This window comes from Xylophilus sp., from assembly GCA_009914555.1.
In the GTDB taxonomy this organism is placed as follows: domain Bacteria; phylum Pseudomonadota; class Gammaproteobacteria; order Burkholderiales; family Burkholderiaceae_C; genus WNDY01.
This window is the reverse complement of sequence record WNDY01000113.1, coordinates 1-5,336: the sequence shown is the minus strand read 5'-3', so window position 1 is coordinate 5,336 and position 5,336 is coordinate 1. Positions and strand designations below refer to the sequence as shown.

At 55.9% G+C, this 5,336-nt stretch carries 5 protein-coding genes; 3 read left to right on the top strand and 2 right to left on the bottom strand.

Annotation, left to right across the window (positions count from 1 at the left end):
- The first annotated feature begins 88 nt into the window (after positions 1–88).
- Positions 89–865, top strand: a complete 777-nt coding sequence (locus GAK38_RS23320; RefSeq protein WP_325347268.1) for a sulfite exporter TauE/SafE family protein — start codon at positions 89–91, stop codon at positions 863–865.
- A 1-nt stretch (position 866) separates the two neighbouring features.
- Positions 867–1,685, top strand: coding sequence for a TIGR02186 family protein (locus GAK38_RS23315; RefSeq protein ID WP_325347267.1), 819 nt, complete (start codon positions 867–869; stop codon positions 1,683–1,685).
- A 55-nt stretch (positions 1,686–1,740) separates the two neighbouring features.
- Here the strand turns inward: GAK38_RS23315 and pdeM are convergent, their stop codons facing one another.
- Positions 1,741–2,457: a ligase-associated DNA damage response endonuclease PdeM gene (gene pdeM / locus GAK38_RS23310; RefSeq protein ID WP_325347266.1), complete on the bottom strand. Its 717-nt coding sequence runs from the start codon at positions 2,455–2,457 to the stop codon at positions 1,741–1,743.
- Entirely contained in the window at positions 2,454–4,796 is a 2,343-nt protein-coding gene (locus tag GAK38_RS23305; protein WP_325347269.1) for a ligase-associated DNA damage response DEXH box helicase, read from the bottom strand. Before GAK38_RS23305 ends, pdeM begins: the two co-directional genes overlap by 4 nt.
- A 32-nt stretch (positions 4,797–4,828) precedes the next feature.
- Between GAK38_RS23305 and GAK38_RS23300 the strand changes: the two genes are divergently transcribed.
- The coding region (locus GAK38_RS23300) for a transposase (protein ID WP_325346951.1) at positions 4,829–5,336 on the top strand (508 nt) is incomplete at its 3' end.

Below are 5,336 nucleotides of genomic sequence, written 5' to 3'. Positions count from 1 at the left end.
AAAGCGAGAGCGTCTCAACGTGTTCAACCGAAGGCAGCTTCTTCTTCATCACCAGAGTGAATCATGATTTGCTCATTCTGTGAATCTAGTGGGCTATGTTATCCGCCACCCATTCTGGGGCGCTTACATCGCATCGTCGGTTTCCGGCGCGTTAGCGCATTTCAAACGACGAACGCTTGATATCAAGCTCGGGCTATTTCTGGTTGCGGGCGGTATTGTTGGATCATTGCTCGGTATCTTTGTTTTCTCGTGGCTGCGTGATCTCGGTCAGCTCGATCTGATTGTTTCGATCCTTTACGTCTTCTTTTTGGGCACGGTCGGTGGATTGATGCTGGTTGAAAGCGTACGTGCGCTGCGCCGTGTGAAAAAAGGACAGGCAGGCGCAATCCGCCGCCCGGGCCAGCATACGTGGATACACAAGCTGCCATTCAAGATGCGGTTCCGCGCTTCAACCATCTATGTCAGCATCATTCCAGTGCTCGGCATCGGCTTTTTCATCGGCTTATTGTCATCTGTGATGGGTGTCGGTGGCGGCTTCATCATGGTGCCCGCGCTGATCTATCTGCTGCATGTACCGACCAATGTTGTTGTCGGCACGTCGCTGTTTCAGATCACCTTCGTTACGGCTTTTACCACGGTCATGCAGGCAACGACCAATCAGTCCATCGACATTGTGCTGGCGTTCCTGCTGATGCTTGGCGGCGTGATCGGTGCGCAATATGGTGCGCGTGCCGGACAGAAACTGCGCGGTGAACAGCTGCGCCTGTTGCTGGCACTGCTGGTTCTTGCGGTGGGCCTGCGTCTCGCTTTCGGCCTCTTCGTGCGGCCTGACAATCTGTTCTCGATCTCAATTGCGGATATGTGACATGAGGAAACTCACGCTCATATCTGCATTATTTTTTTGCGTTACGGCAGCATCGGCCCAGACCAATTCAAGCGGCGATGGCAACGGCGTGCCGCAGTTGCAGAACCCGTCTGAAGAAACAATCGAAATCGGCCTTTCGACCGAAACGATTGCCATTACTTCCAATTTCGGCGGCACAGATCTCACGATTTTCGGCGCACTCGACAATGCCGATCCATTGATCCAGCGTCAGGGTCGCTACGACATTATCGTCGTGCTGCAAGGCCCTTCGCGCGATCTTGTCGTGCGTAAGAAGGAACGCTATCTCGGTGTCTGGGTGAATGCGGATTCCGAAACCTTCCTCGGCGTACCGCTGTCCTACTCGCTCGCATCAACCCGCAATCTGCAGGACATCGCAGAAGAAAAGCTTTACCGCCAGCTTTCGGTCGGTGTGCGCAATTTCTACCTTCGACCGGAAGACCCATCCAGCCTGTCAGGCAACATCCCCAAATTCGGAAACGAATTGCGTGAGATGAAAATGCGGCAAGGGCTTTATAGCCAGCGCATTGGCGGCGTTGAGTTTCTCTCACGCACCCTGTTTCGCGCAACGCTGAACCTCTCGGCCAATGTGCCGGTTGGGCGTCACAAGGCGCGGGCTTTGTTGTTTCGCAATGGTGTTTTCCTGCGCGAAGCCAATGCAAGCCTTGAAATCGTGAAAGCCGGTGTCGAGCAAAGCATCTATGATGCTGCCCATAAATACAGCTTTTATTACGGCTTGTTTGCCGTGTTCCTGGCTGTCTTCACAGGCTGGGCCGGGCGTATTCTTTTCAGAAAAGATTAATGCACATCCCAAAAAGCGGGGATCGTTTTTCGGAATCCTGTGCCCATAAAATGCTTCAGCCACCAACCAGCGCGCCATGCGCAATCGGGTAAATCTTACCCTGTCCCAACATATAGGCGCGCAGGCTTGCATCAACGAACAGCCCGCGAAAAGCGCGATCCAGCACATTGAGCGCTCCTGTATAAGCACCAAATGCAGGCATGATCAGCCTTTCGCCGTCGCTTGCAAAACATGGACGTCGCACCGCCCGTCCTCGCCGGACGATGCGCGCTGCCGGGTGAAGATGACCTGCCACCTCACCCTTCGCTTCTATGCGCGATGGCTCATGCCGGAAAGTCAGTGGTCCAATTGCAAGTTCCTCAACACAGTCGCCGGGCAAGTCAGCAGGGCGATCAGGATCATGATTGCCGGTGATCCAGAACCAGTCCCGACGTTCCATCAACGATTTGAGACGGATTGCATATAGCGACGGCAGCAGCTCGCTGGCCTTTGGATCGTGAAAACTGTCGCCAAGGCTGATAACGGTTCGCGGCTGATAGCGAGCAATGACAGCAGCCAGCATGTCGAGCGTCGCGGCCGTATCATAAGGTGGTATGAGCTGGCCACGTCGGGCAAAAGACGAACCTTTTTCAAGATGCAGATCGGAAACGACCAGCATATGCAGGTCTGGCAGGAAAAGCGCGCCACACGGATCATAGATCGTCGCAACGCCGCGCAATTCCGCATGCGCCAGACTATAAGCTTCACCATTTCCCCAGACTGCTGTGCTCATCCTATCGCTTCTCTGATCAGATCATCGGCTGCTTCTTCAAGCAGCATTTCATCACCCTCACCAGCCACACGCTCGCGGCCGATTTCAAGCATCACAGGCAGCGCCAGCGGCGAAATGCGGTCCAGCGGCTTATGCAGCAGATGACCCCTCACACGCGCCAGAATGTCGCCAAGACACTTGATATCCAGAAGCCCGGTCGCAGCATCGGCGCGCGTTGCCTGTAGCAAAATATGGTTCGGTTCGTGGGTTCTCAGCACATCATAGATCAGGTCGGTCGAGACCGTCACCTGACGGCCTGTCTTCTCCAGCCCCGGATGCCGTCGCTCGATAAGCCCCGAAATCACGGCACAATTGCGGAAGGTGCGTTTCAGAAGATAGCTTTCATCAAGCCAGGCTTCGAGGTCGTCACCCAGCATGTCTTCATCGAACAGCCGCTTAAGGCTTAATTTGCCTGACCCGATCATCGCGCCCATGTCTTTGAGGCCCCACAGCCGCAGCGAATAATCGGTGGCGACAAACCCGAGCGGATGCGCGCCCATGCGCTCAAGACGACGGGGGAGCAACATGCCGAGCGTCTGATGCGCAAGCCTGCTCTCAAAGGAATAGGCGACCATATAGAACCGCCCGCCTTTGGGGAAAGTCTCAATCAGCAACTCGTCTTCACGCGGCAGAACCGACTTGAATGCCTGCACTTCCAGCCATTCGCGCACCTGTTGCGGCAGAAACTGCCAGCGCGAACGATCTGCCAGCATCGCGCGCACCTGCGATGCGAGATAGGTGGAAAGCGGGAATTTACCGCCAGCATAGATTGGGATTTTAGCGTCCTGTCCCGCAGCATTGGAAGCGATGCATTCGTTCTCACGAATGCCTTCAAACCGCAGCACCTTGCCTGCGAACAGGAATGTGTCGCCCGGCGTCAGCGTTTCGAGGAAATATTCCTCGATGCGCCCCAGAACACGCCCGCCCCTTCCAACGGCACGGGCATTGGCTCCCTTACCGCCACGCGTGAGTCGGACATTCAGCTCTGGCGCTTCAACGATCGTGCCGATGTTAAGGCGATATTGCTGCGCGATGCGCGGGTTTGAAACCCGCCATATGCCATCGACAGTTTTGCGGATTTTGGCAAAGCGCTCATAGGTCTTGAGCGCATAGCCGCCAGTTGCCACAAAATCGAGAATTTGATCAAAGGTTTCGCGCGCGAGATTTGAATAGGGCGCAGCACTTTGCACTTCCCGATAGAGCTGATCGGCGTTGAAAGGCTCGGCACAGGCCATACCCAGCACATGCTGTGCCAGCACATCCGGCGCGCCATCGATCAGCGGCGGCGTATCCTGTGCGCCAAGATAATTGGCGTCGAGTGCTGCCCGACACTCCATCACCTCGAAACGATTGGCGGGCACAAGAATGGAGCGGCTCGGCTCATCCATACGGTGATTGGCGCGACCGATACGCTGCGCAAGACGGCTCGCCCCCTTTGGCGCACCGACATGAATAACCAGATCGACGTCGCCCCAGTCGATGCCAAGATCAAGCGTCGAGGTGGCAACCACTGCACGCAATGTGTTGGCAGCCATCGCCTGTTCCACCTTGCGGCGCTGGCTGGCATCCAGCGAGCCGTGATGCAGGGCGATTGGTAATGTATCCTCGTTGACGCGCCAGAGCTCCTGAAACAGCATCTCTGCCTGACTGCGCGTATTGACGAACAGCAGCAGCAGCGTCGTGCGATGGGCGCGGACCGCCTCATAAATATCCGGGATGGCATAGCGGGAGGAATGCCCTGCCCACGGCACCCGCTCCTCTGAATCGAGAATGGTAATTTCAGGCTTGGCACCACCATCAACCGTGACCAGACCGGATTTCGGCTCTGTGCCATCGTGTTCGACCAACCAGCGACGCAATTCGTCAGGCTGCGCCACAGTTGCCGACAGTCCAATGGTTTGCAATTGTGGTTGCAGTCGGCGCAAACGCGCAGGCCCCAGCGCCAGCAAATGACCGCGTTTGGAAATGACCAGCGAGTGTAGCTCATCAAGCACGACATAACGCAAGCCCTTGAAAAACTGCTCTGCCTCTTTTGAGGCAATCAGAAGTGCAAGCTGTTCCGGCGTCGTCAGCAGAATGTCAGGCGGCACAAGCTTCTGGCGCTGACGCTTATGTGCAGGTGTATCGCCAGTCCGGGTCTCAATCGTAATGTCGAGCCCCATTTCCTCGACGGGTATGGTCAGATTTCGATGAATATCGACCGCAAGTGCCTTTAGCGGCGAAATATACAAAGTGTGAACACCTTGTTTTGTTTTAGCAGGCTGTTGAAAAAGGCCTGGCGTGAAGACTTTGGTCGTGATTCATTGGCTTTGTGGAGATTCGGAGTTGATGGATGCGTGGCGGCGATGTGAGGACAGGTCAACTCTTCAGTTATGTCGATCTGGAGGATCGTGTTCGTCGTGATCATCCGCTGCGGGCAATCCGGCAGATCGTGAACGACGCGCTCGTTTTGCTGGAACGGGAGTTCGCAGCGCTCTATTCGCCGATCGGGCGGCCATCGATCGCGCCTGAAAAGCTTCTGCGCGCCATGCTTCTGCAAGCCTTCTATTCAATCCGCTCTGAGCGACTTTTGATGGAGCGGTTGGAATACGACCTTCTATTCCGCTGGTTCGTCGACATTGGCATTGACGATCCAGCTTGGGACCATTCGGTGTTTTCGAAGAACCGCGACCGGCTGCTGGAAGGCGACATCGCCGCGAAGTTCCTGGGTGCGATCCTTTCGCAGCCCAAGGTAAAGCGGCTGCTGTCAACGGACCACTTCTCTGTCGATGGCACGCTGATCGAAGCCTGGGCGTCGATCAAGAGCTTCAAGCCGAAGAACGGCTCGGGCGAATCACCAT

What these genes read in the sequence shown, in the direction of transcription:
- GAK38_RS23315 (WP_325347267.1), top strand. Translation starts at nt 867, where the DNA reads ATGAGGAAACTCACGCTCATATCTGCATTATTTTTTTGCGTTACGGCA.
- pdeM (WP_325347266.1), bottom strand. Translation starts at nt 2,457, where the DNA reads ATGAGCACAGCAGTCTGGGGAAATGGTGAAGCTTATAGTCTGGCGCAT.